This is a genomic window from Curtobacterium sp. VKM Ac-2865 (assembly GCF_015350905.1).
In the GTDB taxonomy this organism is placed as follows: Bacteria; Actinomycetota; Actinomycetes; order Actinomycetales; family Microbacteriaceae; genus Curtobacterium.
In genome coordinates this window covers 104,464-130,664 of the sequence record NZ_JADKRZ010000007.1, presented here as the reverse complement: position 1 = coordinate 130,664, position 26,201 = coordinate 104,464, and the positions used below count along the sequence as shown (strand labels likewise).

General features: G+C 72.7%; 24 protein-coding genes. 13 read left to right on the top strand and 11 right to left on the bottom strand.

Going from position 1 to position 26,201, the window contains the following annotated elements:
• Positions 1-7: 7 nt before the first annotated feature.
• The 7 genes from ITJ54_RS16300 (at position 8) to ITJ54_RS16270 (ending at position 8,645) form a co-directional block, all read left to right on the top strand.
• Positions 8-949: a glycosyltransferase family 2 protein gene (locus tag ITJ54_RS16300; protein ID WP_194630089.1), complete on the top strand. Its 942-nt coding sequence runs from the start codon at positions 8-10 to the stop codon at positions 947-949.
• Positions 939-2,579, top strand: coding sequence for a glycosyltransferase family 39 protein (locus ITJ54_RS16295; RefSeq protein WP_194630087.1), 1,641 nt, complete (start codon positions 939-941; stop codon positions 2,577-2,579). The genes ITJ54_RS16300 and ITJ54_RS16295 overlap by 11 nt, the downstream gene beginning before the upstream one ends.
• On the top strand, positions 2,576-4,201 hold the full coding sequence (locus ITJ54_RS16290) for a glycosyltransferase family 39 protein (RefSeq protein WP_194630085.1): 1,626 nt from the start codon (positions 2,576-2,578) through the stop codon (positions 4,199-4,201). The genes ITJ54_RS16295 and ITJ54_RS16290 overlap by 4 nt, the downstream gene beginning before the upstream one ends.
• On the top strand, positions 4,198-5,184 hold the full coding sequence (gene rfbB / locus ITJ54_RS16285; RefSeq protein WP_194630083.1) for a dTDP-glucose 4,6-dehydratase: 987 nt from the start codon (positions 4,198-4,200) through the stop codon (positions 5,182-5,184). The genes ITJ54_RS16290 and rfbB overlap by 4 nt, the downstream gene beginning before the upstream one ends.
• Before the next feature lie 22 nt (positions 5,185-5,206).
• The gene (gene rfbD, locus ITJ54_RS16280) at positions 5,207-6,058 is read left to right on the top strand and encodes a dTDP-4-dehydrorhamnose reductase (RefSeq protein ID WP_194630081.1); all 852 of its coding nucleotides are present in this window, start codon (positions 5,207-5,209) and stop codon (positions 6,056-6,058) included.
• Positions 6,055-6,981, top strand: coding sequence for an NAD-dependent epimerase/dehydratase family protein (locus ITJ54_RS16275; protein ID WP_194630080.1), 927 nt, complete (start codon positions 6,055-6,057; stop codon positions 6,979-6,981). The genes rfbD and ITJ54_RS16275 overlap by 4 nt, the downstream gene beginning before the upstream one ends.
• Before the next feature lie 134 nt (positions 6,982-7,115).
• Entirely contained in the window at positions 7,116-8,645 is a 1,530-nt protein-coding gene (locus ITJ54_RS16270; protein WP_194630079.1) for a DUF2142 domain-containing protein, read from the top strand.
• Here the strand turns inward: ITJ54_RS16270 and ITJ54_RS16265 are convergent.
• Positions 8,609-9,790, bottom strand: a complete 1,182-nt coding sequence (locus ITJ54_RS16265) for a glycosyltransferase (RefSeq protein WP_194630078.1) — start codon at positions 9,788-9,790, stop codon at positions 8,609-8,611. The two genes, ITJ54_RS16270 and ITJ54_RS16265, sit on opposite strands and share 37 nt — an antisense overlap.
• Before the next feature lie 137 nt (positions 9,791-9,927).
• Between ITJ54_RS16265 and ITJ54_RS16260 the strand changes: the two genes are divergently transcribed.
• The 3 genes from ITJ54_RS16260 (at position 9,928) to ITJ54_RS16250 (ending at position 12,902) form a co-directional block, all read left to right on the top strand.
• Complete coding sequence (locus ITJ54_RS16260; protein WP_194630077.1) at positions 9,928-10,878, top strand: lysylphosphatidylglycerol synthase domain-containing protein; 951 nt, start codon at positions 9,928-9,930, stop codon at positions 10,876-10,878.
• Positions 10,879-10,940: 62 nt separating this feature from the next.
• Positions 10,941-12,083 carry a glycosyltransferase family 4 protein gene (locus tag ITJ54_RS16255; protein ID WP_194630076.1) on the top strand — a complete coding sequence of 381 codons (1,143 nt, stop codon included), beginning with the start codon at positions 10,941-10,943 and terminating at the stop codon, positions 12,081-12,083.
• Positions 12,084-12,188: 105 nt separating this feature from the next.
• On the top strand, positions 12,189-12,902 hold the full coding sequence (locus ITJ54_RS16250) for a hypothetical protein (protein WP_194630075.1): 714 nt from the start codon (positions 12,189-12,191) through the stop codon (positions 12,900-12,902).
• Positions 12,903-12,941: 39 nt separating this feature from the next.
• Here the strand turns inward: ITJ54_RS16250 and purE are convergent, their stop codons facing one another.
• The 3 genes from purE to ITJ54_RS16235 form a co-directional block, all read right to left on the bottom strand.
• Positions 12,942-13,409 carry a 5-(carboxyamino)imidazole ribonucleotide mutase gene (gene purE, locus ITJ54_RS16245; protein ID WP_194630201.1) on the bottom strand — a complete coding sequence of 156 codons (468 nt, stop codon included), beginning with the start codon at positions 13,407-13,409 and terminating at the stop codon, positions 12,942-12,944.
• 81 nt (positions 13,410-13,490) lie between these two features.
• Positions 13,491-14,816 carry a glycoside hydrolase family 6 protein gene (locus ITJ54_RS16240; protein WP_194630062.1) on the bottom strand — a complete coding sequence of 442 codons (1,326 nt, stop codon included), beginning with the start codon at positions 14,814-14,816 and terminating at the stop codon, positions 13,491-13,493.
• 127 nt (positions 14,817-14,943) lie between these two features.
• Positions 14,944-16,080, bottom strand: coding sequence for a 5-(carboxyamino)imidazole ribonucleotide synthase (locus tag ITJ54_RS16235; RefSeq protein WP_194630060.1), 1,137 nt, complete (start codon positions 16,078-16,080; stop codon positions 14,944-14,946).
• Positions 16,081-16,210: 130 nt separating this feature from the next.
• On the opposite strand from ITJ54_RS16235, the gene ITJ54_RS16230 reads away from it, so the two are divergent.
• A complete protein-coding gene (locus ITJ54_RS16230; protein ID WP_323741764.1) occupies positions 16,211-16,693 on the top strand; it encodes a GtrA family protein in 483 nt (160 codons plus the stop codon).
• Here ITJ54_RS16230 and ITJ54_RS16225 read toward each other — a convergent pair.
• From ITJ54_RS16225 to ITJ54_RS16215, 3 genes are read right to left on the bottom strand one after another with little or no spacing between them, the layout of a single operon-like run.
• On the bottom strand, positions 16,690-17,997 hold the full coding sequence (locus ITJ54_RS16225) for a UDP-glucose dehydrogenase family protein (protein WP_194630056.1): 1,308 nt from the start codon (positions 17,995-17,997) through the stop codon (positions 16,690-16,692). The genes ITJ54_RS16230 and ITJ54_RS16225 overlap by 4 nt on opposite strands.
• An 18-nt stretch (positions 17,998-18,015) precedes the next feature.
• Positions 18,016-18,567 carry a PH domain-containing protein gene (locus ITJ54_RS16220; RefSeq protein ID WP_194630054.1) on the bottom strand — a complete coding sequence of 184 codons (552 nt, stop codon included), beginning with the start codon at positions 18,565-18,567 and terminating at the stop codon, positions 18,016-18,018.
• A 4-nt stretch (positions 18,568-18,571) separates the two neighbouring features.
• Positions 18,572-19,435, bottom strand: a complete 864-nt coding sequence (locus tag ITJ54_RS16215; RefSeq protein WP_194630052.1) for a biotin--[acetyl-CoA-carboxylase] ligase — start codon at positions 19,433-19,435, stop codon at positions 18,572-18,574.
• A 74-nt stretch (positions 19,436-19,509) separates the two neighbouring features.
• Between ITJ54_RS16215 and ITJ54_RS16210 the strand changes: the two genes are divergently transcribed.
• Complete coding sequence (locus ITJ54_RS16210) at positions 19,510-21,105, top strand: acyl-CoA carboxylase subunit beta (RefSeq protein WP_071271557.1); 1,596 nt, start codon at positions 19,510-19,512, stop codon at positions 21,103-21,105.
• Positions 21,102-21,356 carry an acyl-CoA carboxylase subunit epsilon gene (locus tag ITJ54_RS18030; protein ID WP_194630050.1) on the top strand — a complete coding sequence of 85 codons (255 nt, stop codon included), beginning with the start codon at positions 21,102-21,104 and terminating at the stop codon, positions 21,354-21,356. The genes ITJ54_RS16210 and ITJ54_RS18030 overlap by 4 nt, the downstream gene beginning before the upstream one ends.
• A gap of 460 nt (positions 21,357-21,816) precedes the next feature.
• On the opposite strand, the gene ITJ54_RS16200 is transcribed toward ITJ54_RS18030, so the two are convergent.
• From ITJ54_RS16200 to ITJ54_RS16185, 4 genes are all read right to left on the bottom strand, one after another.
• Positions 21,817-22,896, bottom strand: coding sequence for a hypothetical protein (locus ITJ54_RS16200; protein WP_323741763.1), 1,080 nt, complete (start codon positions 22,894-22,896; stop codon positions 21,817-21,819).
• Entirely contained in the window at positions 22,866-24,092 is a 1,227-nt protein-coding gene (locus ITJ54_RS16195; protein ID WP_194630048.1) for an ATP-binding protein, read from the bottom strand. Before ITJ54_RS16195 ends, ITJ54_RS16200 begins: the two co-directional genes overlap by 31 nt.
• A gap of 14 nt (positions 24,093-24,106) precedes the next feature.
• Positions 24,107-24,784, bottom strand: coding sequence for a response regulator transcription factor (locus ITJ54_RS16190; protein WP_323741762.1), 678 nt, complete (start codon positions 24,782-24,784; stop codon positions 24,107-24,109).
• A 145-nt stretch (positions 24,785-24,929) separates the two neighbouring features.
• Positions 24,930-26,189 (bottom strand): class I SAM-dependent RNA methyltransferase, encoded by a 1,260-nt coding sequence (locus ITJ54_RS16185; RefSeq protein ID WP_194630046.1) that lies wholly within the window; start codon positions 26,187-26,189, stop codon positions 24,930-24,932.
• Positions 26,190-26,201 lie beyond the last annotated feature (12 nt).

The window sequence follows — 26,201 nt, the reverse complement described above, 5'->3', positions numbered from 1 at the left end:
CCACCTCGTGAAACTGTTCGTCCAGATCCCCTGCCTCAACGAAGCGGAGACGCTGCCGTCCGTCCTCGAGACGATCCCGACGTCGATCCCCGGGGTCGACGAGATCGAGATCCTCATCATCGACGACGGGTCCACCGACGGGACGGTGGAGGTCGCGAAGGCCCACGGCGTCCGGCACTTCGTCAGGCACACCACGAACATGGGCCTCGCCAGGTCGTTCCGCGACGGCGTGGACTACGCGCTGCTGCACGGTGCGGACATCGTCGTCAACACCGACGGCGACAACCAGTACCCGCAGGCGCAGATCGCGGACCTCGTCCAGCCGATCCTCCGCAACGAGGCCGAGATCGTCATCGGCGACCGGCAGACGCGCACGATCGAGCACTTCTCCGGCTTCAAGAAGCTCATGCAGCGCTTCGGGTCCTTCGTGGCCAGCCGTGCCGCCGGCCTCGACCTGCCGGACGCGGCCAGCGGGTTCCGCGCGTACTCGAAGTACTCGCTCATCCGGCTCAACATCGTGACGCGCTTCAGCTACTGCATGGAGACGATCGTGCAGGCCGGCTACAAGCGCCTGGCGATCGCGAGCATCCCGATCACCACGAACGCGAAGACCCGCGAGTCCCGGCTGTTCAAGAACATCTGGCAGCACATGTTCCAGTCCGGCTCGGCGATCGCCCGCGTCTACCTGATGTACCGGCCGATGGCGCTGTTCGCCTGGGTGAGCGCGATCTTCGGCATCGCGGGGCTGATCCCGTTCGTCCGCTACCTGGTGCTGCTCTGGACCGACAGCGGCGGGAACCACCTGCAGTCGCTCATCCTCGGCATGGTCCTGATGATCAGCGCGCTGTTGTCCATCACGATCGGCGTCGTGGCCGACCTGACGCGGCTCAACCGCACCCTGGCCGAGGAACAGCTCGACCTGCAGAAGCTCCAGCGGTATGGCGACTGAGACCGCGGTGCCGGTCGGCAGCACGACCGGCGCCGTGGTCCGGGCGTCAGCCCACGTCCGGGTCCGTCGCTCGGAACGCCTCCTCGTCGCGCTCGTCACGGCGGGCTTCGGGCTCCTCCTGCTCCTCTGGGCAGCGCTCGTCCCGACCTTCCAGGCACCGGACGAACGGGCACACTTCGACGCCGCCGTGCACGTGGCGATCGGCGACGGCTGGCCGGCGCCGGGCGACCTCTACGTCCTCGAGGCCGTGGAGCAGGTCTCCAGTGCCGGTCCGTCCACGACCATGGGCGACCTGCTCCGGTCGACCGGGGCGGCCGAGGGCGACACCGTCGACCAGATGACGCAGCACCCGCCGACGTACTACGCCGTCGCCGCCGGCGTGCTCCACCTGGTGCACTTCGAGCAGCTCACCCCGAGCGCCGCGGTGCTCGCCGTGCGGCTCCTCGGCGCCCTGTTCGTCCTGCCGCTGCCGGCACTCGCGTGGGCGACGGTGCGACGGGTCACCCGGTCGCCGCGCGCAGCCCTCGTCGGTTCCCTGGCCGTGCTGGCGGTCCCAGAGCTGGCGTCGATCGGCGCCTCGGTGTCGAACGACGGTCCGGTCATGCTGTTCTCCGCGGTCACGGTCTGGCTCGCCTCCCGGGTGATGACCGGCGACGACCGGGTCAGGACGGCCGTCGCGCTCGCGGTGGCACTCGGGGTCGCGCTGCTCTGGAAGGGCACGGCGCTGCCGCTCATCCCGTTCGTCGGCATCGCCGTCCTGGTGGGCAGCGGCGGACGTGCGCTCCTGGGCCGGCTCCTCCGCGCGGTCTGGGTGCTCGCCCTCGCCGCCGTGGTCGGTGCGTGGTGGTGGGCGCACAACCTCGTCGTCTACCGACAGGTGCAGCCGGACGGGTTCTCGGCGATCCGTCCGCCCGAGCCGTTCCCTGCCGACACCGGCCCGGACCCGATCGCGTTCGCCGACGTGTCCTGGACCACGATCGCCCGCACGTTCTGGGGCAGCTTCGGTGGCAAGGCCCAGTGGGCGCTGCCGCCCGTGCTCTACGAGACCCTGACGGTGCTGGCCCTCGGCGCGGTGCTCGTCTGGGCGTTCCGTCGCGGGCGCGGGCTCGCCCCTGCGCTGACCCTGGCGCTCCTGCCGCTCACGGTCTTCCTGCTGCAGAGCTGGACCACGTGGTCCAGCTACCTGTCGACGACCTTCATCGGCGGCACGCAGGGGCGCTACTACTTCCCGGCGTTGCTCGCGTTCATCGCCCTGAGCGGCGTCGCCTGGCGCCGAGCGGTCCTGACCGAGCGCGGACACCGGACGTTCGCCGTCGTGACGAGCGCCGCCGCCGCCGCCGTCGCGCTGTACGGTCCGCTGTTCCTGTACGCGTCGTTCGCGGAGCACGGCCGCGTCCGCGTCACGCCGAGCGGCCTCGACGTGCTCGCGGCGTCGAGCCCGGTGCCGGCGTCGGTGTGCGTGGCGCTCTGGTGTGCCGCCCTCGTCGTCCTGACGGTGGCGGTCGTCGGAGCCACACGAGCCGGACGTCCGTCGTCGGCCGTCGCCGTCGAACCAGAACCGGGACCGGAACCGGGACCGGGACCGGGACCGGGACCGGGACCGCAGGAGACAGGAGCGACGGCCCGATGACCACCACCGCCACGCGGCCCCGGGTCGGACGCACCGAACTCGTCAGCGTGCTCGGCCTCACCGCCGCCTTCGCACTGCTCCTGCTCACCTGGGCCCTCGTCACGCCGCCGCTGCACGGACCGGACGAGCTCGCGGGCATCGACGCCTCGATGCACCTCGCCCTCGGGCAGTCCTGGCCGGCCGCCGGGGACATGCACTACCTCCAGGGCCTGCTCTCGCAGAACGTGCCCGCACTCCCCCCGCTCGCCGCCGACCGGCCCGCGTTCGGCGCGCTCATCGGCGACCACGCGGAGAACCCGCTCGTCAACCCGATGTCGCAGCACCCGCCGACGTACTTCCTCGTGCAGGCGGTCGTCGCGCGCGCGCTCGACTTCACCACGCGCCGGTGGGACGTCGTCGTCCTCGGCATGCGGATCGCCGACGTCGTCGTGATGACCGCGGTACCCCCGCTCGTGTGGGCTGCCGTCCGCCGGGTCACCCGGTCGCCGCGGCTCGCGGTCGCTGCCGCCGGCGCGCTCCTCCTGGTGCCGCAGCTGGCCCAGCTCGGCGCCTCGGTGTCGGTGTGGGTCCCGGTGATCGCCGCCGGAGCGCTCACCACCTGGCTCGGCGCCCGGGTCCTGACCGGTGACCGCTCGTGGTGGACGGCGCTCGCGCTCGGGGGCGCACTCGCGCTCGGCACGGCCGTCATGGCGGGCGGCTTCATCGCGGTGCCCTTCGCCGTCGCCGCCGTCCTCTGCGCACGCCCGGACGGGCCGTCGGCCGCCGACGAGCACCCGGTCACCCGACGGTCGGCCCACGTGGGCTCCCGGCTGCTGCGCGTCCTCGTCGTCCTCGTGGTGCCCGCGGTCACGACCGGGTGGTGGTGGGTCCGGCAGCTCGTCACCACCGGCACCGTCCAGCCGGACGCGTTCCCCGCGACCACCACCGCGTGGCCGCAGGACGAGGGCCCGGCGCCGACGCAGTTCGCCGGCGCGTTCTGGAACGGGCTCTCCGAGTCCTTCTGGGGTCGACTCGGCCGGTACGAGTGGCCGCTGTCGCCGGTGATCGTCGACACCTTCACCGTCGTCGCCCTGGTCGCCCTCGTCTGGGCCGCGACCCGACGGACCGCCGACCGCCGCACGATGCTCGTCGCCGCGGTCTTCCCGGTCACCGCGCTGGTCGTCGTGCTCGTCCGCGACTACGCGACCTACGTCGGGCACACCGGCGTGACCGTGAACCAGGGCCGCTTCCTCTTCCCCGCGGTGGCAGCGCTCCTGGTGCTCCAGGCGGTCGCGTGGCGCGGCCTGGTGGTGGACGACCGGATCCGTCGTCGGCTCGGCCGGGCGCTCCTGGTGGTCGGCCCGCTGGTCGCCCTCGCCGGGCTCGCGCTCGTGTACGGCGGCGCGTACCAGTCGCTCCAGTTCACGGTGACGTCGGTCGGCGTGAACCTCCTCGCGACGACCACCCCGTACGGGCTGAAGCCCCTCGCCGTGGTCCTCGTGGCCCTCGTCGTCGTCGGTGGCACCGCGCTCGTCGCCGGGTGGGTCCTCCTCGGACGGGCCGACCGGGGTCCCGAGGCGCCGTCAGATCCCCCGCTAGACTCTCGGCCGACCGTCGAACCGACACAAAGGAACAACGCGTGAAGATCCTCGTCACCGGAGGAGCCGGCTTCATCGGCTCGAACTTCGTCCGCCGTACGCTGCAGGACGCCTACCCCGGCCTCGAAGGCGCCGACGTCGTCGTCTACGACGCCCTGACGTACTCGGGCAACCTCGAGAACCTCGCACCGGTCGCGGACTCCCCCCGCTACTCCTTCGTGCAGGGCGACATCACCGACGCCGCCAAGCTCGACGAGGTGATCCCCGGTGTCGACGCCATCGTGCACTTCGCCGCCGAGTCCCACGTCGACCGCTCCGTCCGTGACTCCGGCATCTTCGTCGAGACCAACGTCGTCGGCACCCAGCGCCTGCTCGACGCCGCTCTCCGTCACGGCACCGAGCGCTTCGTGCACGTCTCCACGGACGAGGTCTACGGCTCGATCAGCGAAGGCTCCTGGGCCGAGGACCGCCCCCTCGAGCCGAACTCCCCGTACTCGGCGTCGAAGGCCGGCAGCGACCTCCTCGCTCGCAGCTACCACCGCACCCACGGGCTGAACGTCTCGATCACGCGCTGCTCGAACAACTACGGGCCGTACCACTTCCCCGAGAAGGTCATCCCGCTGTTCGTCACGAACCTCATCGACGACCGCCACGTCCCGCTGTACGGCGAGGGCAACAACATCCGCGACTGGCTGCACGTCGACGACCACACCCGTGGCATCGCCATGGTGCTGACCCGCGGTCGCGCCGGCGAGATCTACAACATCGGCGGCGGCACCGAGCTCACCAACAAGGAGCTCACCGAGATGCTCCTCGAGGCCGCCGGCAAGGACTGGTCCTACGTCGACCGCGTCGCCGACCGCCTCGGCCACGACCTCCGCTACTCGGTGGACATCTCGAAGATCCAGGCCGAGCTCGGGTACGAGCCGCAGGTCCCCTTCGAGCAGGGGCTCGCCGACGTCGTCCAGTGGTACCGCGACAACCGCGCCTGGTGGGAGCCGCTCAAGGACCGCGCGGCCCTGGCCTGAGCCCGGACGACGGAAGCCGACCATGACCCGCTACCTCATCACCGGCGCGGCCGGCATGCTCGGCCAGGACCTCCAGCAGGCCCTCGCCGGACGTGACGTCACCGCGCTGTCCCGCGCCGACCTCGACATCACCGACCCGGCTGCCGTCTCCGCGGCGGTCGCCGGGCACGACGTCGTCGTCAACGCCGCCGCCTACACGAAGGTCGACGACGCCGAGTCCCACGAGGACGACGCCCACGCGGTGAACGCCCGCGGCCCCGAGGTCCTGGCGACGGCCGCGGTCGCCGCCGGTGCGAAGCTCGTCCACGTGTCGACGGACTACGTCTTCGACGGCAACGGCACCGCGCCGTACGCCGAGGACGAGCCCACCGACCCGATCGGTGCCTACGGCCGCACGAAGGCCGCCGGCGAAGCTGCTGTCCGGCGCATCGCACCGGAGCAGTCCTGGATCGTCCGTGCGGCATGGCTCTACGGCGCCGGCGGCCCGAACTTCGCGAAGACGATGATCCGGCTCGCCGGCTCGCACGAGACCGTGCGCGTGGTGACCGACCAGGTCGGACAGCCGACGTGGACCGGTGACCTGGCGCGCCAGATCGTCGCGATGCTCGACGCCGACGCACCCGCCGGCATCTACCACGGGACGAACGCGGGTCAGGGGTCCTGGCTGGACTTCACGAAGGCCATCTTCACCGAGGTCGGGCTGGACCCGGAGCGCGTGCTGCCCACCGACAGCGCCGCCTTCGTCCGCCCCGCTCCGCGTCCGGCGTACAGCGTGCTCGGACACGACGGCTGGCAGCGCGCAGGCATCCCGCCGATGCGTGACTGGCGCGAGGCCCTGCACGCAGCCGTCGCGGCCGGCGTGCTCACCGCGTGACCCGGAGCACGGCACTCGTCGTCGGTGGCGGCGGGTTCCTCGGTGCCGCGGTCGTCGGAGCGCTCGAGCGCGCCGGTGACCGCGTCGTCGTCCCACGCGTCCCCTGGTCCGACTCCGACGCCGCCGCCGAGGTCCTGGTGGACGCCGTCCGCACCCTGCGCTCCGGGGACGCCCCCTGGCGGCTCGTCTGGTGCGCGGGGACCGGCATCGTGTCGACCGGCGACGAGGCCTTCGCGGCAGAGGGCGCGCTGCTCGACCGCGTCCTCGACCCCGAGGCGACGGCGCCGGACTCACCCGGTGCGCCCGGGACCGCCTTCTTCTCCTCGTCGGCCGGCGCCGCCTACGCCGGATCGCAGGGCGTGCCGTTCGACGAGACCACCGAACCGCGCCCGCTCGCGCCGTACGGTCACACGCGACTCGCGGCCGAGGCCCGGTTCGCCGGATGGGCGACGGCGACCGGCACGCGACTGCTCGTCGGGCGGATCGCGAACCTCTACGGTCCCGGCGCGAACCTCGACAAGCCGCAGGGGCTCGTGTCGCAGCTCGCGGCCGCGCACGTGCAGGGCCGTCCGTCCGAGATCTACGTGCCCTTCTCGACCACGCGCGACTACCTCTACATCGACGACGCCGGCGCGATGGTGTCCGCGGGGCTCGACCGACTGGCCGAGCACCCGGCCGGTGCCGTCCTGACCAAGATCTTCGCCTCGCAGCAGGGACGGACCATCGACCAGGTCGTCGCAGCGGTCCAGGACGCCTTCGCCGAGGAACTCGACATCCGGACCGGCGAGAACGCCTCCGCGGGGCTGCAGGGACTCGACCTCCGGTTCCGCTCCACGGTGCTGCCGGAGCTCGACGACCGTGCCCTCATGCCCTTCGACGAGGGCGTCCGCCGGACGGTCGACGCCGTCCGGTCCACACGCTGACGCGCACACCGCCAGCGCCACCGACACGCACACCGCCACCGCCACCGCCACCCGCGCGCACCCCGTCACCGCCACATGCCACCGACGCGGGCCACCGCGCGCCGACCACACCTTCCGCAGGGGACACGACCAGCATGACCCGAACCACCTCCCGCACGGCCCGTCTGACGGCCTGGACGGCCGCACACCCGTGGGCCGGTCTCACGGTGTGGAGCGCCGTGGTCTTCCTGGTTGCGGCCTCGGTCGCGCGCGCGTTCACCTACCCGCCGCTGGGGAGCGGGGACGAGCCGGCGCACCTCGACTACGTCATCACGGTCTGGCACGGCCACCTGCCGGTGTTCGAGAACGGGCTCACCTACAAGGCGCCGTTCGGCGTGGTCGTGCCCGTCCAGTGGGTCTCCCAGCACCCGCCGCTCTACTACGTGCTGCTCGCCCCGGTGCTCGGACCGCTGTGGGACAGCGGCCACGCGCTCGTCGCCGTCATGGCGGGTCGGTTCGCCAGCGCCCTGCTCATCGCCTGCTCGGTGCCCGCTGCCGCCTGGGGCGCCTGGCGCGCCTTCCCGGGCAACCGCCGGCTGCCCGGTGCCGTCGCGGTCCTGACGGCGCTCTGCGGCATCGTCATCCAGCAGGGCTCCTCGATCTACAACGACGCCCTCTACTACCCGCTGATCGTGCTGGCGTTCGCGATCGCCGGGGCCGCCCTGCGCTCCGGCGTCGGACCCAAGCTGCTCGTCGCGGCCGTCCTGGTGGCGGCTGCCGGCATGTCCACCCGGCTGTCCTTCGGTCTGTGGCTCGTCGCCTTGGTGGTCGCGCTCCTGCTCGCCCGTGACGTGCGGCTGTGGCGACTGCACGGTGTGCTCGCCCGGGTCGTCGCCGCGGTCCTGCCGGTCGTGGCCGCCGTCGCCGCCTCGGGGTGGTTCTACGTCCGCAACAAGCAGCTGTCCGGCAACTACAGCGGTCGGCACGCCGACTGGGGCCTGCAGAGCTTCGGGCGGGTCGAGCGCCCGGTCCCCGTCGTCGCCCACGACCCGTTCTTCTGGCGCGGCATCTTCGGCGTCTACCGCGGTGTCGTCGACCCGCTGTCCTGGTCGACCTGGCTCCTGCTGCTCGTGCCGCTGCTGCTCGCCGTGCTCGTGGGCGTCTCGGCCCTGGTGTTCCGCCGCACGCGGACCGCAGCGGCGGGCACGCCGCGGTCGGTCGAACGGGCGACCATCCGCGACGCCCGCCGCGACCGCCTGTCAACGCTGTTGATCGTCGCGATGTCCGTCGTCGTCACGGCACTGCTCGTGTACACGGAACTCGACTACGTCTCCGGCGGCGGCGGCGCGAACACCCGGTACGGCATGACGGTCCTGCCGGTCATCGTGCTCGCCATGGCGGCCGGGCTGACCGGCTGGCGCCGGGCCTCCGGCGTGCTCGTCCTGCTCTGGATCGCCCTGGCGATGCAGCCCTACCTGTCCCTGGTCGACCTCTCGGTCACCGGGATCGTCCCGCACGCCGCGAGCGTCGTCCGGCTGACGTTCGCGGTGTCGGTGGTCGCCCTGGTCGGGTGCGTCATCGGTGCGTTCCTGGACTCCGGCGTCGTCCGCGACGCCCAAGTCGCCGGGCGGGCCCGACGCGCGGCCGCTCAGGACCGACGGGCCTCGGACAGCAGCACCCGGTAGCGGTCGGCCACCGAGTCGACGGTGTGTGCGGCGGCGGTCCTGGCGGCCGCCTGGCCCAGCCGCTCCGCGAGCTCCGGGTCGGCCAGCAGCCGGTCGAGGGCCGACGCGAGGGCGCTGGCGTCCCCCGGCGGCACGAGCAGCCCGTTCACCTCGTGCTCGACGACGTCCACGATCCCGGGGACCGCACTCGCGATCACGGCGCACCCGGCGCTCATGGCCTCCAGCAGCGCGACGGGCAGGCCGTCCCGGTCGCCGTTCGCGGCGGGCACGGACGGGTAGAGCGCGATCGAGGCCCTGGCGTACTCGGCGGCCAGCGCCTCTTTCCCGCGGGCGCCGAGGAAGACGACACCGTCGCCCGCGCGGCGCTCGAGGTCGGCGCGGAGCGGTCCGTCACCGACGACCACGACCTCCGACGGGGCGTGGTCCGTCCGCTCGAGCGCGTCGAGCAGGACGACGGCGCCCTTCTTCTCGACGAGGCGCCCGACGAAGAGCACCCGGCCGGCGACACGGGTCTCGGCGGCGACGGCGCGGGAGATCGGGTCGAGGTCGACGCCCATCGGCACCACGTGCACCTGGTCCGGTCGCGCCCCGAGCAGCGCGAGTTCGCGCGCCATGTCCGTGCTCATGCAGGTCACGGAGGACGCGGAGCGCACCACGGCACGCTTCACGGCCTGGAGGACCGGGTGGCGCAGGGCGTACAGGTCACCACCCAGCGTGGTCACCACGCGCGGCAGGTCGCCGAGCACGAGGCGACCGACGGCACCCTGCGGGATGATCCAGTGCAGCAGTGCGACGTCGGGGCGGGACCGCCGCTGCTCACGGCGCAGGGCCGCCGCCATCGACGTGAAGAAGAACGGGACCTGGAGCCAGCGCGACCGCTTCGCCCGCAGGTTGTCGACGATCGCCCCGTCGGCGAGGTCTTGCCACCGCGACGGGAAGTAGCCGTAGCGACGGACCTCGACGTCCCCGATGCGCTGGTGCTTCCTGGCGCCCCGGGTCATCGGTGCGACCACCACGACGCGGTACTCGTCCGCGAGTGCCAGTGCGAGGTCCAGGACGAACCCCGGCGTGCCGTCCCCGGGTTCGGCCGGGAACGTCGAGGCGGCCACGAGCAGGGTCGGTCGGACGACGGAGTCGGGTTGCATGCAGCGCACTCGCTTAGAGTTGTCGGTCGATGGACGCACGACAGCCTACGGGGTCCGCGGCGGCTTCCCCGGAACCCGACGCCCCCGCTGCAGACCCGACGATCCCCGACACCAGGCGGGCCCGTCGAGCGCGCCTGGTGACCACCGTGAAGTGGGTCGCGGCGGTCGTCGCGATCGGGCTCCTGGTGTGGGGCATCGCCAAGCAGTGGGACGACATCGTCGCCGACTTCGCCCGGCTCGACGTGACGACGGTCTCGGTCGGGCTCGTCGCGACCCTCGGCGCCCTGTTCGCGAACATGCTCTCCTGGCGGGCGATGATGGCCGCCACCGGGTTCCGCGTCCGGTTGGCCGCTGCCTCGTCGATCTTCTTCGTCGGCCAGCTCGGCAAGTACATCCCCGGTGGCGTCTGGTCGATCGCGGCGCAGGCCGAGCTCGGGCGTGCGCACGGACTCGCCCGCTCGGGCAGCGCGGTGGCCTCGCTCGCGTCCATGCTCGTGAGCATGGTGACCGCGGCGCTGGTCGGCATCGTCGCCCTGCTCTTCTCGGCGTCCGACGGACTCGCCCACTACTGGTGGCTCGTGATCGTCGTGGTGATCGGCCTGGTGGCGCTGACGCCCCCCGTGCTCGGACGCCTCATCGCGCTGGCGTTCCGCGTGCTGCGTCGGCCGTCCGAGGAGATCACCCTCACCTGGAACGGGACCGTCATGTCGATGGTCTGGTCGGTCGTGATGTGGCTGGCGTACGGCGTGCAGGCCACCGTCGTGCTGCACGCGTTCGGCGCCGACTCCTCGTCGGTCCCCGCCGTGGCCACGGGCGCCTACGCCGTCGCCTGGCTCGTGGGGTTCCTGGTCGTCATCGCGCCGGCCGGCCTCGGCCCGCGCGAAGGCGTCCTGGTCCTGCTCCTCGCCGGCGTCGCGTCCCCGTCCGGCGGCGCCGCGCTCGCGCTCGCGGTCGTCAGCCGCGTGTTCATGACCATCGGGGACGTCGTCCTCGCCGGCCTCGGTTCGGCACTCGCGGTCCGCCACCGCCGTGTCCTCGCGGCCCGCGCCACGACGGCCGGCACAACGGGTCTCCCCGACGACCACTGATACTGTCGGCTGTCGATCCACCCGCCGGGCACCCGGCCGAACCACCCGAGGAGCTCCGCCAGATGACCACTCTCCGCGTGATCGTCGACCAGGTGGTCGCCCCGGTCCCCGGCGGCATCGGGCGCTACGCGGAGGAACTGACGCGGCAGCTGATCGCCACCGCTCCGGCCGGGTGCGACGTCGAGGCGGTCGTCTCCGCCGTGACGCAGCAGGACGTCCAGCACCTCCGCACCCTGCTGCCAGGACTCGCCGGCCTCGACCGACTGGCGCTCCCCCGCCGTGAGCTCTCGCTCGCGTGGCAGGTCGGCATGGCGCGCGGCGCGTCGCACGGCATGGTCCACGCGCCGAGCGTCCTCGCGCCGCTCGTCGGGCACAACCGCTTCCAGGAGCCCGGGCGGCAGACCGTCGTCACGGTGCACGACACGGTGCCGTGGACCCACCCGGAGACGCTCACCCCGCGCGGCGTGCACTTCCACAAGGCCATGGTGAAGCGTGCCTTCCGGTACGCCGACGCCGTGGTCGTCCCGACGCACGCCGTGGCCGCGCAGCTCAACGAGATCCGGCGGTTCGACGACCGCCTGCGGGTCATCGGCGGCGCGCCGAGCGGACGCCTGCGGGTGCCGGTCGACGCCGACCTGCGCGCCGAGCGGCTCGGCCTGCCGGAGCGGTACGTCCTGGCAGTCGGCACGCTCGAGCCACGGAAGGGCCTCACCTCGTTGATCGAGGCGATGGCGCACCCCGCGGCGCCGACGGACGTCCCCCTCGTCATCGCCGGTCCGGACGGCTGGGGCGACGTCGACGTTGACAGCGCCGTCGAGCGCGCCGGCCTGGCTCCTGGGCGGGTCAAAGTCCTCGGACGCATCGACGACGCCGACCTCGCCGTCGCGTACGACCGTGCGACGGTCTTCGTCTTCCCGAGCCTCGCCGAGGGCTTCGGGCTGCCCGTGATCGAGGCCATGAGCTTCGGCACCCCGGTCATCCACTCCGACGACGACGCCGTCCGCGAAGTCGCCTCCGACGCCGGGGTCTGCGTGGCCAGGAACCCGCGCGAGGGCTACCCGGAACGCCTGGCCCAGGCCGTCTACCAGGTCGTCAACGACGCCCACCTCGCCGGACAGCTCGCGATCGCCGGACCGGACCGGGCCCGGATGTTCGACTGGCGCGACTCCGCCCTCGAGACCTGGCAGCTGCACGCGGACCTCTGAGCCGCTGAGTCGCTGGCGGCACCGCCGGTCACGGGTCGGCATCGATCGGTCCACCGCGCCGTGTCCTGCCACGAGCCCACCGCGGTGACTGTCAGGATCGGGGACATGACCCGTCGTCACCCGTCCACGGTCCTCACGGCCTCGATCGTGATCGCGATCGGCACGACCGCGCTCCTCACCGCGTGCTCCGGCTCCGACACCCCCGAGCCCACCCGCAGCGCGACGGCCACGCGGACCGCGTCACCCACCCCGACCCCGACGCGCACGCCGACGACGACGACATCGCCGAGCGCGAGCACGACCACCGCTCCCGCGCCGGCACCGGTGCCCTCGGACGACCCGTCCGGATCCGACGACGACGATGGCAGCGGGCAGGGCACCGGCAACGGCAGCGGGGCCGACGCCCCGGACACGGTGGACTACGGCACCGTCACCAAGCAGGGCGTCGCCGCGGCCGGGGGCGGGACCGTGGTGTCCCTCGCCGGCTCCGGTGACAGCTGGACCGTGGTCGTGGCCGGTCCGGACGGGTCACTCACGCAGTCCGTCGTGTCGGCGACCCTGGGGCGCGTGACGTCGGGGCCGTTCCCGAAGGACTCCGACGCCGCCACGAAGTCCGCGAACGCAGCGCGTGCCGCGGGACTCAAGGTCGACGCCGCGGCCGCGGCGAAGGCCGCGACCTCCGCGGTGTCCGGGACGCTCGCGTCCCTGCAGCTCGGCGGGACCCGAGCCGCTCCGACCTGGACGGCATCGGTGACCGTGTCCGGCGCAGCCCGCACGGTGACGGTCAACGGCGTGACGGGCGCGGCCACGGCCTCCTGACCGGGTCGCCGTCGGCACACCGGACCGGACCCGCCGCGCTCAGAGCGCGTCGCGGAGTGCCTGCGCCTTGCCCTCCACGACCTGCTCCAGGCCAGCCGCGTACTCGGTGAGGCGAGCGGCCACCGCGGGCTCGGACGAGCCGATGATGCGAGCGGCGAAGAGACCGGCGTTCGCGGCACCGTTGATCGCCATCGTGGCCACCGGGATGCCGGCGGGCATCTGCACGATGGACAGCAGGGAGTCCAGGCCGTCCAGGCGCGCGAGCTGCACGGGGACCCCGATCACCGGCAGGGTCGTCACCGAGGCGACCATGCCGGGCAGGTGCGCGGCGCCGCCGGCGCCGGCGATCACGACGCGCACGCCGCGCCCCGCGGCCGACCGGCCGAAGCGCATCATCTTGTCGGGGGTGCGGTGGGCCGACACGACGTCGGCCTCGAACGGGATGCCGAGCTCGGTGAGGATGTCCGCTGCGGCGCGCATGGTGGGCCAGTCCGAGTCGGACCCCATGATGATCGAGACGAGCGGGGCGGGTGCGTTCTGGTCGGTCACGACGCCGAGCCTATCGGCAGTGCGACGGCTGCCCGGCGGTCAGCGGACGGTCACGGTGCGGCACCCGAGCGCGGTGTCGCCACCGGCGCCGAGGCCGGTCGCGGTGACGCACAGCGTGCGCTTGCCGGTCGGGACGGCGATGGTCCTGGCGTACCCGTGGGCGGGCCCCACCCCGTGGGCACGGGCGACGTCGGACCGGGCAGCCGCCGCGGCGAACCGTCCGACCGTCGACCTCCCGACCGTGACCGAGACGGTGACGGGCGTCGTCGGGGCGTCGCGGTCGAAGGCCCAGCCGCGGATCGTCACCCGGCGGGTCGATCCGGGCACGACCTGGTCGATGCGTCCGACCGGGGCCGTCGTGGGGGTCGCCGTGCCGAGGACACCGTTCGCGACGAGCGCCTGCGCGTACGCCGAGTACCACTTCCCCGCGGCGGGACCGCCGTTGCACGTGCCGTCGCTCGCACCGGGGGTCTTCACCCAGAGCAGTGCGTCGAGTCCGGTGCCGTCGGTGACGACGCGCGGCGACGTGCCGAGGCCGGCACCCGGGGCGTTGCACCACGTGCCCCGCCAGCCGGTGCCGTTCCGCGAGGTGTCGATGACGTAGTGGGAGCCGCCGGTCAGGGCCGAGACCCGTTCCGCGTACGCCTGTTCGCGTGCGGTCGGGTAGTAGTTCGCGACGTTCGTGAAGAAGCCACGAGCCGAGCGGACACCAGCGGCGTCCAGGCGGGCCGCCATGGTCGCCGGCTGCACCCAGTTCGAGTTGCCGGCGTCGAGGTAGGCGGGCACCCCGGCCGCGGTGAAGGCCGCGACCTCACGGGCGAGGATGCGCGACCGCTGCTGCCCGAGCGCGGCGGTGCACCGCGGGTCGCCGAGCATCGCGAGCGAGTCCGGCTCGACGACGACCGCCACGCGCTTGCCAGCCACCAGGCGCACGATCTGGTCGACCCAGGCGTCGTAGGACGCCTCGTCGAACCCGCCGGCGGAGTAGCCGCCGCAGTCCCGGTCCGGGATCGCGTAGGTGACGAGCACCGCCGTCGTCCCGGTCGCGGCGGCCCCGTCGGTCGCGGCCGTGATCGTCTTCGTCAGGGTGGAGCCCGTCGTCCACTCGCCGAGCCAGGTCGCGACGGGCCACCGCGCGATGGCGGCGGCTGCGGCCGCGCCCGCCGGGTCGCTCGTCCGGAGCGCTGCGGCGCTCTTCGCGGCCTCGCTCGTGGGCGAGACGTACTGGCCGGCGCCGAACAGCTGCGCGGACGACCGGGCGCGGACCTCCGACGCCGTCGCCGCTGTCGCAGTCGCTGTCGGGAGCACGCCGCCGACGACGGCGGCGAGCGCCATCGCGGCAGCCATGAACGTGGTCGTGCGCATGCGTGGCCCCCTCGGCTGGTCCGGTGCTGACCCTCCATGGCACCACGCGGTGCATCCTGCAACCAGCCGCCAGTCCGGGTGCCACCCGACGGGGTGTCAGCGGCGGCGCGTCACCGGAGCCGGGCGCTCAGTCGTCGAAGTGCGACGCTGCCGAACGGGCGCGGTACACGACGTCGTCGACGTCCTCGCCGGTCACCGTGACATGGCCGATCTTCCGACCGGGGCGCGGTGCCTTGCCGTAGAAGTGGTACTTGGCCTCGGGGAAGGCCGCGAGCGCCGCCGGGTACCGCGCGGCGAGGTCGCCGTCGGCGGGGCCACCGAGCACGTTCACCATCACCGCGATCGGGGCGTTCATGCCCGTCGCACCGAGCGGCAGGTCGAGCACGGCCCGGAGGTGCTGCTCGAACTGGCTCGTCGTCGCACCGTCGATGGACCAGTGGCCGGTGTTGTGCGGCCGCATCGCGAGCTCGTTGATGAGGATCCGCTCGTCGTCGGTCTGGAACAGCTCCACCGCGAGGACGCCCGTCACACCGAACTCCTCTGCGACCCGCACCGCGATCGACTCCGCCAGGTCGGCGATCCGGCCGGCGCTGTCGGGCGCGGGTGCGATGACCTCGGCGCAGACGCCGTCACGCTGCACGGTCTCGACGAGCGGCCACGCGACGATCTCGCCCGACGGTCGACGTGCCACCGACTGCGCGAGCTCGCGGGTGAAGGTGACGAGCTCCTCGGCGAGGAGCGCCTGCTCGCTGGCGGACTCGGCGACGGCGGTGAACCAGTCCTCGACCTCGGCGGGGTCGGAGACGACCCGTACGCCCTTGCCGTCGTACCCGCCGCGGGGCGTCTTCACGACCGCGCGACCACCGTGGTCCGCGATGAAGGCGCGGAGCTCGGCGGGGTCGTGCACGGACGCCCAGTCCGGCACCGGCAGCCCGAGTTCGGTGAGCCGGGTCCGCATGGTGATCTTGTCCTGCGCGACCGCGAGGGGCGCAGGACCCGGACGCACCGCGACCCCGGCCTCGACGAGGGCACGGAGGACGTCCTGCGGCACGTGCTCGTGGTCGAACGTCACGACGTCGACGTCCTGTGCGAACGCCAGGACCGTGTCGACGTCGTGGTAGTCGCCCTCGGCCGTGGCCGCGATCGCCGCGGACATCCCCGGTCCCTCGGCGAGCACCCGGATGTCGATCCCGAGCTCGACCGACGCCGGCACCATCATCCTGGCCAGCTGTCCGCCACCGATCACGCCGACACGCAAGGTCATCCTGAACGTTCCTTCCGCACTGCTCCGGCTCACCGGAGGAGCGCCCGTCTACAGTTCTCGAGGTCGCCGCGGCGATCCCTGCCGACCACGCCGGTCGGCCAGCGTCAACTCTACGGACCCAGGAGGACACGTGCGGCGACTCATCGCACAGCTGGCCCGCTTCGGCGTCGTCGGCGCGGTCGGCTTCGTCGTCGACACCGTGCTCTTCAACGTGCTGCGTGCCACGGTGCTGCGCCCCGAGGACGTCGCCGCCGGACCGATCATCGCCAAGGTGGTCTCGACGGCCGTCGCGATCCTGGTCAACTGGCTGGGCAACCGGCACTGGACCTTCCGCGACCAGCGGCGGTCGGCCACGGCGAAGGAGGGTGCCGAATTCGTCGTGGTGTCCCTCGGCGGCCTCGGGATCGCACTCGGCTGCCTCGGCGTGTCCCACTACCTGCTCGGGTTCACCTCCGCGTTCGCTGACACCGTCTCCGGCAACGTCATCGGCCTGGTGCTCGGCACCGCGTTCCGGTTCTGGCTGTACCGGGTGTGGGTGTACCGCCCCGACCGGGAGGCTGTCCAGGACTCCGGGCGCGGACCAGACCGGAGTCCTGAACGGGTGCGCGGCTAGCGGCCCATCCCGCGCACGGTGAAGCCCGCGGCCGTCCAGGCGTCGCGGTCCAGGCAGTTCCGGCCGTCGATCACGACCGGGTTCTGCACGAGGCCGGCGACCGCGACCGGGTCGAGCTGGCGGAACGCGTTCCACTCGGTCAGCACGAGCACCAGGTCGGCACCGCGGAGGGCCTCGTCCGCGCTGTCGACGTAGTGCACCTCGGGGTGGATGCGGGCGGCGGTGCCGTTGGCCTCGGGGTCGTACGCCGAGACGAGGGCGCCGAGCTCGTGCAGCCGGGCGGTGATGTCGAGCGCCGGGGAGTCGCGGACGTCGTCCGAGTTCGGCTTGAAGGCGAGTCCGAGGACGGCCACGCGCTTGCCGGTGACGTCGCCGTCGAGCAGCTCCTCGGCGAGGGTGACGACGTGCGCGCGACGACGCAGGTTGATGGCGTCGACGTCCGCCAGGAAGGCCAGGGACTCCCCCACGCCGAGCTCGGTCGCCCGGGCCTGGAACGCGCGGATGTCCTTCGGCAGGCAGCCCCCGCCGAACCCGAGGCCGGCGTTGAGGAACTTGCGGCCGATGCGGGCGTCGTGGCCGATGGCGTCGGCGAGCGCCGTGACATCGGCGCCGACGACCTCGGCGATCTCGGCCATCGCGTTGATGAAGGAGATCTTCGTCGCCAGGAACGCGTTCGCGCTGACCTTGACGAGCTCGGCGGTGGCCAGGTCGACCACCAGGCGCGGGGTGCCCTCGGCGAGGGTCGTGGCGTAGACCTCGTCGAGGGCGGCGACGGCGGACTCACCCGCGGCACCCGACGGCACGCCGTAGACCAGACGGTCCGGCGAGATGGTGTCCTGCACGGCGAAGCCCTCGCGGAGGAACTCGGGGTTCCAGACGAGCGTCGCGCCGGGCACGGCCTCGGACAGCGACGCTGCCAGGCGGGCGGCGGTGCCCACCGGGACGGTGGACTTGCCGACGACGAACTCGTCCGGGGCGACGTACTGTGTCAGCGCGGCCACGGCGGCGTCGACGTAGGTCAGGTCCGCGGCGCCGGTCGGTCCCTGCGGGGTGCCGACGGCGACGAAGTGCACGCGGGCCCCCGCCACCTCGGACATGTCCGTGGTGAAGCGGATCCGTCCGGACGCGATCGCCTCGGAGAGGATCTCGGGGAGTCCGGGTTCGAAGAACGGGGCGTCGCCGGCGGCGAGCCGCTCGATCTTCACCGGGTCGACGTCGACCGCGACGACCTCGTGTCCGAGCTTGGCCATGGAAGCGGCGTGCACGGCACCGAGGTAACCGCAGCCGATGACTGATATGCGCACATCACCACGGTACCGGAACTACCGACGGTGCACGTCGCCCCACGACGGCCGGTCGGGTCCGCCGACGATCTCGTCCCAGTCCGGCTCGCGGTGGCGTCGCCGGGCTTCGTGGGCCTCCACCATGTCGTGCAGCACGGCGACGACCAGGTCGGCGTGGGGCACGTCGGCGAGCACCACGGCCGGGTCGTCCCCGGGGAACACGAGCACGTCGCCGGAGCGGAACAGCCCCTGCAGGCCGCGGCGACGCACGGTCACGTCGTACCCGCGCGAGTGCAGCAGCTCCCGCCGCGTCCTGGTGCCGAGACCGTGCACGACGACGAGTCGCCTGGTCGTCACGACGTACCGCCGCGTCATCCACCGGACGAGCGGCACGATGCCGCCGAACAGCACCAGCGCGACGACGAGCACCGCGATCACGGCGTTCACCCACGCGAACTGCGCCCGGAACACCCCGAACCCGAAGCCGCCGGCCGCCGCGACGAGCACGACGAAGACCGCGGGACGCACCAGGCTGCGCGCGTGCGGCCGCAGCCGCGCGACGACGCGTTCTGGCGGGGGCTCGGCGGTCATGGCGTCATGCATACCGCAGGTGGGTGACGTCCCCGACGGCGACGCCCCTGCTGACACCGTCTCGATCCCGGATCGTGATGCGGCCGTCGTCGTCGATGCCGGTCGCGTCCGCCTCGACGACGCCGCCGTCCGGCAGCTCCAGCCGGACCCGCGCGCCGATGGTGCCGCAGACGGCACGGACGTGGGACCGGACCGCGTCGGCGTCCGCACCGCCCGTGGCCAGGGCGACCACGGCCTCCCGGACGCCCGTGACGAAGACGGACAGGACCGCGTCTGCCAAGCCGGCCGCGTCACCGGTCGCGCCCGCGGCGACGAGCGAGGTCGCGTTCGGCGTCGGCAACGCGTCGGCCGGGATGGTCAGGTTCACGCCGGCCCCGACGACGACCGCGCCGTCCCCCGCGACCTGGCAGAGGATGCCGCAGACCTTGCGGCCGTCGACCAGGACGTCGTTGGGCCACTTCACGAGCACCCGTTCCGTCCCACGCGCTTCCGTGTCGGCCGGACGGGAGGCTCGGCTCGCGTCCGCCCCGTCGGCCCGGTCGTCGGGTGCCGGCTCCAGGGCCGCGCGCACCGCGTCGCGCATCGCCGCGCCCGCCACCAGCGGCAGCCAGCCGCGGTCGCGGTCGGTGAGGTCGGCGCGGACCAGGACGCTGGCGGCGAGGGTCTGCCCGGTCGGGGCCGTCCACGAACGGTCGAGACGCCCGCGGCCAGCCGTCTGGTCGAGCGTCGCGACGACGCTGCCGTCCGGCAGGCCGGACGCCGCCTGGAGCAGGTCGGCGTTCGTCGAGCCGGTGGACTCCCGGACGTCGAGGACCGCTCCCGAGGACTCGACGGCGGCACGGGAACGCGAGAGCTCGGGTGTGGACATGCGTGCAAATGTACGGGCAGGAACCGTGCGGGTCCTCCAACGGCCCGGTCTCGGCACGCCGGTAGGGTGAGCGGGTGACTCAAGGTGACACCCCCGATCTCTCCACGACGGCCGGCCGGCTCGCCGACCTCCGCGTGCGGTACCACGAAGCCGTGACCGCAGCCGGCGAAGCCGCCATCGCGAAGCAGCACGCCAAGGGCAAGACGACGGCGCGCGAACGGATCGAGCAGCTCCTCGACGAGAACTCCTTCGTCGAGCTCGACGAGTTCGTCCGGCACCGCACCCACGCCTTCGGGATGGAGGCCAAGCGGCCCTACGGCGACGCGGTCGTCACCGGCTTCGGCACGATCCACGGGCGGCAGGTCGCCGTGTACGCGCAGGACTTCACCGTCTTCGGTGGCTCGCTCGGCGAGGTCGCCGGCGAGAAGATCATCAAGGTGATGGAGCACGCCATGAAGACGGGCGTGCCGATCATCGGCATCCTCGACTCCGGCGGTGCCCGGATCCAAGAGGGCGTGGTCGCGCTCGGCAAGTACGGCGAGATCTTCCGCCTCAACACGGCGGCGTCCGGGGTCATCCCGCAGATCTCGATCGTGATGGGTCCGGCGGCCGGCGGTGCGGTGTACTCCCCCGCCCTGACCGACTTCGTGATCATGGTCGACAAGACCAGCCACATGTTCGTCACCGGCCCCGACGTCATCAAGACCGTCACGGGCGAGGACGTCGGCTTCGAGGAGCTCGGCGGTGCCCAGACGCACAACGCCGTGTCCGGTGTCGCGCACTACCTGGCCGAGGACGAGTCCGACGCGCTCGACTACGCCAGGTCGCTCATCGGGTTCCTGCCGGACAACAACCTCTCCGACGCCCCCGCGTACGACGTCGCCCCCGAGCTCGAGACCACCGACGCCGACCGCGAGCTCGACGTCGTGATCCCGGACTCGACGAACCAGCCGTACGACGTCACCCAGATCATCGAGCACGTCGTCGACGACGGGGACTTCCTCGAGGTCCAGCCGCTCTTCGCGCCGAACATCCTCATCGGGTTCGGCCGGGTCGAGGGCCGCACGGTCGGCATCATCGCGAACCAGCCGCAGGCGATGGCCGGCACGCTGAACATCGACGCCGGTGAGAAGGCCGCGCGCTTCGTCCGGTTCTGCGACGCGTTCAGCATCCCGATCCTGACCCTCGTCGACGTGCCCGGCTACCTGCCCGGCACCGACCAGGAGTGGACCGGGGTCATCCGCCGCGGCGCCAAGCTCCTGTACGCGTACGCCGAGGCAACCGTCCCCCTGGTCACCGTCATCACGCGCAAGGCCTACGGCGGGGCGTACATCGTGATGGGCTCGAAGCAGCTCGGCGCGGACATCAACCTGGCCTGGCCGACCGCCGAGATCGCCGTGATGGGTGGTCAGGGCGCGGTCAACATCCTGTACCGGTCCGAGATCAAGCGCGCCGAGGACGCCGGCGAGGACGTCGCCGCCGTGCGCTCCCGCCTGGCGAACGAGTACACGTACAACGTGGCGTCGCCGTACCTGGCTGCCGAACGCGGCGAGCTCGACGGCATCATCCAGCCGCACGCCACCCGCGTCTCCGTGATCAAGGCGCTCCGGGCGCTGCGGGGCAAGCGCGCAACGCTGCCGCCCAAGAAGCACGGGAACATCCCCCTGTGACGGGATCGCAGCCTGGCGCGGCGGCCGGTGACGCCGGTCCCGTCGCGGACGTCCGCGTCGTCGCGGGTGCCCCGTCGCCAGAGGAGCTGGCGGCCGTCGTCGCCGTGCTGCAGCACCAGGCCGACCAGGCCGCAGCAGCCGGTCCGGCGCGGGTCGAGGTCTCACCGCGCGTCGGATGGGAGTCGGCTGCTCGCGGACTCCGCGGTCCGTTGCCGCACGGCCCGGGAGCCTGGTCGCGCTCCCTCCGCTGACCCGCGGCCGTCCCCCGGGGAGAGCAACGGCCGAGGTTGTACCCCTGGGGTACCCGCCGGTATCCGCGTTGCAGCGTGCACTTCCCCGTGCTGACACCCCTCGACCGGGGGGCATGAAACGCCGTTGTGGACAGAAACGGCAGGAATTGTCCCCCATAATGACGACTGACACGGGGCTTGGCAGCGGGCATAGTAATCAGTGTTCGGTGTCCTTCACAGAAGAACATCGCCGATCAGTGGCCGACTAGGGTACGACGCCACTGATCGCTGCGAGCCAGGGCGACATTCGGGTTGCCGCTCTGCCTCGGGTCGTGAACGGGCCGGTCGTATCTCGACCGGCCCGTTCCCCGTTTCCGGGTCCGGGCGTCTCGATCCCGACGCAACGGCAGACCGAACCGACGCCCGCCAGACGGAGCCGCCTCGAGCCTCCAGGCCGGCGGCCGCGTCAGACGGTCTCGTGTCAGACGGTCTCGTGCCGCGGGATCTCGAGCCACACGGCGACGGCGGAGTCGTCGTCGTCCTCGTCGTCGGATCCCGCACCGAGCGCCGCCGACTCGCTCGCAGCGAGGTCGAGCCGCAGCCCGACCACCGTGACGGCAGCGTCCGCGCCCTCGGGGACGGTGCGCACGATCACGTTGTCGGCATCGTGTGCCTGTCGCAGCGCGTCAGCGAGCTCGCTGTGGATGCGCCGGAGGTCGTCGACCTCGAGCTCGTCGAGCCCGCCGTCGTCGTGGAGCTGCACCACGGCACCGCGACGGCGCAGCCGCATGACCTCGTCGCGCACGTCGTCGGAGAGCAGTGAACGGCCGCGGATCTCGTCGCGGATGGCCTGTTCGAGGTGCAGGCACTCGGTGCGCTCGTCGTCGGTCAGTCCGCCGCAGGAGTCGATGATGCGCTGCAGCATCGGCCGGGCCATGCGCGTGGTCTGGCTCAGTCGGAACTGCCGCTCGAACACGTGGGCGTCCTGCGCGGCCTGCCAGTCGACGGTCTCCTGCTCGGCGCGGATGAAGTCCCGCTGGATCCGGATCGCGCGGTTCATGGCGGCGGTGAACGCCGTCGCGATGACCACCCACGAGACGCTGCCGAGCACCCCGAGGCCGCCGAACGCGTCGATGCCGGCCCACGAGACGGTCGTGATGGTGAGTGCCAGCACCCCGACCCAGGCGAAGGGGGCGCGCTGCCGCACGACGAGGATGACCATGAGCGTGCCGATCGCGGCGACCCACCAGGTGCCGTTCACGTGGTCCGCCCCCGGGGAGGGGTCCACGACCGGTGCTGCCACGAGCGGCATCACGATCGCCGTCGCCAGGGCGAAGCACGCCGTCCACACCGGGAGCGCGGACCCGCGCACGAGCAGGGCCGCGCCCGTGGCGGCCGCGTAGAGCACCATGCAGGCGATGATCGGTCCGGCGTTCGCGACCCAGAACAGCGTCGTCGTGGCGAGCAGCAGGTGGTAGAGCGAGAACAGCGCGGCGAGCCCGGTCGCGACGGAGGCGGGGACCGAGACCTTCACGCGTCCACCGCCGCGGGTGCCGGCCACGTGAGCAGGATGCGTGTCCCGCTGCCCGGTGCCGTCCGGATCTCGGCGAGGCCACCGGCCGAGGCCACGCGCTCGACGATCGAGCGGCGGACACCGAGGCGCTCCGCCGGGATGGCGTCGACGTCGAAGCCCGAGCCGTCGTCGGCGACCTCGACCTGGACGACCGCTCCCACCACCTCGTCGACCGTGATCCAGCGTGCGACCCCCTCGCCGGCGTGCTGCACGCTGTTCACCGCGGCCTGCAGCGCGGCCGAGGCGATGGCGTCGGCAGCAGCTGCCGGCAGGGTCGTGGGGCCGAGCGGACCGCCGTCGACCCGCACAGGAGCAGGCAGGGACGCCACGGCGTCGGTGATCCGTGCCCGGAGCTCCGGCAGCGGGACCGGGGGGACCTCGCCGGGTCCGTCGGTGGCCGCGGCAGCGAGGTGGTCGAGCGCGTTCCTGGCCATCCGCGCGGAGAGCGTCTTGGCGTCCGGGGTGTCGGCACGGGCGGCGGAGAGCAGTGTGGTGAGGACGCTGTCGTGCACGATCGCGTCGACCTGCACACGCTCCACCTCGGTCGCGTGCTCCCGGATCGCGTGCGAGTACCGCCGGACCGCGGTCGCCTGCGCCGAGTCGACCGACGCCGCCGCACGGCGGAGCATCACGATGAGCACCAGGGCCGCGCCGCCGAGGATGCCGATGTTCACGCCCTCCAGCACCGCCGTGGTGACGCCGACGCCACCACCGACCGGGGTCAGGCGGATGACGACGAACACGATCGGCACGACGGCGTTGTAGACCGTGGCGCGCCACGTGGCGAAGCCCATCGCGGCCGCGATCGTGCCGATGTTGCACAGCCACCACGGCCAGGGGTGCTGATCCGCTGGGATCGCGTGCTCGACCGTGAACGGCCAGGCGACGAGCGCGACGAGGAACAGCACCGCCGTGGCGATCTGCGCCGGCTGGACCAGACGCTGGACGAAGACCGAGGCGCCGACCAGGAAGAACGCCGCGGCGAGCACCGACGGCACCACGACACCCCACACGGGGTCGAGGTACGGCAACTGCCTCGCGACCTGCGAGGCGTTGGCCAGACCGAAGCCGATCGCGAACACGGCGAGGAGGATCGCGAACGACCGCTCGACGGAGCCCTGCGTCACCGTCGCCCGGACGCTCCGCGCCGGGTCGGCCCCGAAGGGCGCGAGCTCGTTCGTCATGGGCGCGGAGGCCGTCAGCGGTTGTCGGCGTCCGGTTCGACGCCCGAGTCGAGCCCTGGCAGGATGCCGTCCTCGACGGCACGTCGGAGCAGGTCGACCTTCGTCGGCGCCGGACGGCCGACCTCGACGTACTTCACACGGATGCGGTCGAGGTACTCGCGCGCCGTCGAGTAGCCGATGCCGAGCTGCTGCGCGGCGAGCTTGAGCGGCAGCCCGGATGCGTAGAGGTGCAGGATCTCGCGCTCACGACGGCCGAGCTGCGCCTTGGCGAAGTCCCGGTCGGCGTCGATGGCGCTCGCCCACTCGAGGTTGTTGAGCACGTCGCCGCGCGCGACGGTCGCGACGGCGGCCATCACGGTCTTCGTCGCGGACGACTTCGGGATGACCCCGGCGGCCCCTGCCGCCAGTGCTTCCCGGACGTTCGCGACGCGGTCGGCGATGCTGTGCACGAGGACGGCCGAACCGGTCCCCTGCACGCCCTTCACGTTCTCGGTCACCGTGGACCCGTCGCCGAGCGACAGGTCGAGCACGACGACGTCGACCTCACGCGCGTCGAGGTTCGCGATGTACTCCGGCACGCTGGCCGCGGTGAGCACGACCTCGAAGCCCTCGTTCTGGCACGCTGCCTGGATCCCGAGCCGCACGGACTCGTGGTCGTCCACGATCGCGACGCGCACGGGTCTCGTGCTCACGTCGGTCGTTCCTGCTGTGGTGATGGTGTCTGCAGCCACGATGCCCTCTCATCTGATGACACCCGGCCCCTGAAACCGGGTTGCCAACACGGACCAGGATACCCAGGTCGGACCCAGCTTCAGATGTCGCCACTCACACTGTGCGTCAGGCGACCGGCACCAGACGCGCGACGGCCTCCATGTGGTGCGTGTGGGGGAACAGGTCGAAGGCACGGAGGGCCTCGAGACGGTACCCGAGGTCGGCGAACGTGGCGACGTCGCGGGCGAGTGCCACGGGGTCGCAGGCGACGTAGACGACCTGCGCTGGCTGCAGTGCGGCGATCTGCACGGCGACCTCGCGCCCGGCGCCGGAGCGCGGCGGGTCGAGCACGACGGTGCCGGCGCGGTAGCGGTCGAGCTCGCTGCGCGACGCGGTCTGCACCGTGCGGGCGAGCCACCGGTCGACCCGCCCCGGCTCGGCACGGGCGCCGATCCACTCGGCGAGGTTCTCCTGCGCGTGCTCGGTCGCCCGGCCGGCGCTCTCGACGCTCGTCAGGCGGGCCTTCGGACCGACGAGGTCCCCGACGGCCGCGGCGAGCAGGCCGACACCGCCGTAGAGGTCGAGGTGGATGCCGTCGGCGTCGAGGCGGTCGCGGTCGACGAGGTCCTGCACGGCCTCGGTCAGGACGGCCGCCGCAGCGCGGTGCACCTGCCAGAAGCCGGTGTCGTCGACGGTGAAGGTGCGGTTCCCCACGACCTCGGTGACGGCGGTGGGCGCCTGCTCGTCGACGACCAGGCGTGCTCCCTCGGAGCCGCTCGGCGCGAGGACGTCGAGGACCGACGCGCCCGGCATGGCCCGGCGGGCGAGCGGCGCGCTCTCCTGCACGGTGGCCGTCGCGAGCGGCAGGCTCGCCACCGGGACGACGGTGTGCGACCGGGCGGCGAACGGACCGGCGGTGCCGTCCTCGTCCACGTGCAGCCGGACGCGGGTGCGCCAGCCGAGGCCGTTCGCGGCGTCGTCACCGGGTGCCGCCTCGACGACGACGTCCCGGCCGAGCACCTCCGTCAGGTCGACGTGGGCGAACCGCGAGAAGGAGTCGACGAGGACGTCGTGCTTCAGGGTGCGCTGGTGGGCGAGTGCGATGTGCCCGAACTCCGCACCACCGGGACGCTCAGCGGGGTCGCGGTCGAGACCGGCCTCCGGCCAGACGTGGTCCACGCGGTGCTCGCTCGGCGTCGTGACGCTGACGGCGTCCGCGCGCCAGAACGACTTCTTCCGGTCCTCGGTCACCCGGGCGACGACGGTCTCCCCCGGGATCGCGTCCGAGACGAACACCACGCGCCCCTCGTGCCGTGCCACCGAGATGCCGCCGTGCGCGATCCCGGTGACGTCCAGTTCGAGCAGTGTTCCGACCGATTCACCCATGGTTCGATGTTC

Bases quoted from the DNA above. Each gene is read 5' to 3' on its own strand.
- ITJ54_RS16295 (WP_194630087.1), top strand. From the start codon at position 939: ATGGCGACTGAGACCGCGGTGCCGGTCGGCAGCACGACCGGCGCCGTG.
- ITJ54_RS16290 (WP_194630085.1), top strand. From the start codon at position 2,576: ATGACCACCACCGCCACGCGGCCCCGGGTCGGACGCACCGAACTCGTC.
- rfbD (WP_194630081.1), top strand. From the start codon at position 5,207: ATGACCCGCTACCTCATCACCGGCGCGGCCGGCATGCTCGGCCAGGAC.
- ITJ54_RS16270 (WP_194630079.1), top strand. From the start codon at position 7,116: ATGACCCGAACCACCTCCCGCACGGCCCGTCTGACGGCCTGGACGGCC.
- ITJ54_RS16265 (WP_194630078.1), bottom strand. From the start codon at position 9,790: ATGCAACCCGACTCCGTCGTCCGACCGACCCTGCTCGTGGCCGCCTCG.
- ITJ54_RS16255 (WP_194630076.1), top strand. From the start codon at position 10,941: ATGACCACTCTCCGCGTGATCGTCGACCAGGTGGTCGCCCCGGTCCCC.
- ITJ54_RS16250 (WP_194630075.1), top strand. From the start codon at position 12,189: ATGACCCGTCGTCACCCGTCCACGGTCCTCACGGCCTCGATCGTGATC.
- purE (WP_194630201.1), bottom strand. From the start codon at position 13,409: ATGGGGTCCGACTCGGACTGGCCCACCATGCGCGCCGCAGCGGACATC.
- ITJ54_RS16240 (WP_194630062.1), bottom strand. From the start codon at position 14,816: ATGCGCACGACCACGTTCATGGCTGCCGCGATGGCGCTCGCCGCCGTC.
- ITJ54_RS16235 (WP_194630060.1), bottom strand. From the start codon at position 16,080: ATGACCTTGCGTGTCGGCGTGATCGGTGGCGGACAGCTGGCCAGGATG.
- ITJ54_RS16220 (WP_194630054.1), bottom strand. From the start codon at position 18,567: ATGACCGCCGAGCCCCCGCCAGAACGCGTCGTCGCGCGGCTGCGGCCG.
- ITJ54_RS16215 (WP_194630052.1), bottom strand. From the start codon at position 19,435: ATGTCCACACCCGAGCTCTCGCGTTCCCGTGCCGCCGTCGAGTCCTCG.
- ITJ54_RS16195 (WP_194630048.1), bottom strand. From the start codon at position 24,092: ATGACGAACGAGCTCGCGCCCTTCGGGGCCGACCCGGCGCGGAGCGTC.
- ITJ54_RS16185 (WP_194630046.1), bottom strand. From the start codon at position 26,189: ATGGGTGAATCGGTCGGAACACTGCTCGAACTGGACGTCACCGGGATC.